The organism is Metapseudomonas boanensis (genome assembly GCF_018704125.1).
GTDB classification, from domain to species: Bacteria; Pseudomonadota; Gammaproteobacteria; order Pseudomonadales; family Pseudomonadaceae; genus Metapseudomonas; species Metapseudomonas boanensis.
The window spans coordinates 1-543 of the sequence record NZ_JAGTIS010000064.1; the positions used below are offsets into that span (position 1 = coordinate 1).

Here is a 543-nt window from a genome sequence, read left to right on the forward strand (position 1 = left end):
CCATGGCGTGGTGGAAAAGAACCTCCGCATCCGTGCCTACTACCCCCGCGATGCCGCCGCCTACCTCGATGGCGACCTCGACCAGACCCGGGGCGACCCGACCACCTACGGCGAGGCCTATCACTACGGTGAGCCCTACACCGAACTGGACGACCCCCACGCCCGGGACGAAGATCTGCAGAGCGAAAGCGGCTACTTCTACGCCCGCCTCGCCCACGAGCGCTACCTCAACGGCCAGACCCGCCTCGCGGGCCTCACCAGCAGCGCCGCCCTGGCACCGGGTCAGGTGCTCGAGGTCGACGGCGGCGCGCCGCAGGACTTCGCCCCCGGCGCCGTCATCACCCGCCTGGTCACCACCGCCGCCCGCGACCGCAGCTTCGAGGCCCGCTTCACCGCCATCCCCTACACCGAGCACCTCTGCTTCCGTCCGGCGCTGCTGGCCAAGCCCGTGATCGCCGGCACCATCCCGGCCCGGGTCACCAGCCCGCAGCCCGACGACCTCTACAGCCACATCGACCTGGAGGGCCGCTACAAGGTCAACTT

Annotated in this window: 1 pseudogene; it reads left to right on the forward strand. The window is 70.3% G+C overall.

Features of this window, described 5'->3' with window-relative positions:
* Positions 1 to 543 (forward strand): annotated as a pseudogene (locus J7302_RS26310) (type VI secretion system tip protein VgrG); the annotation flags it as partial.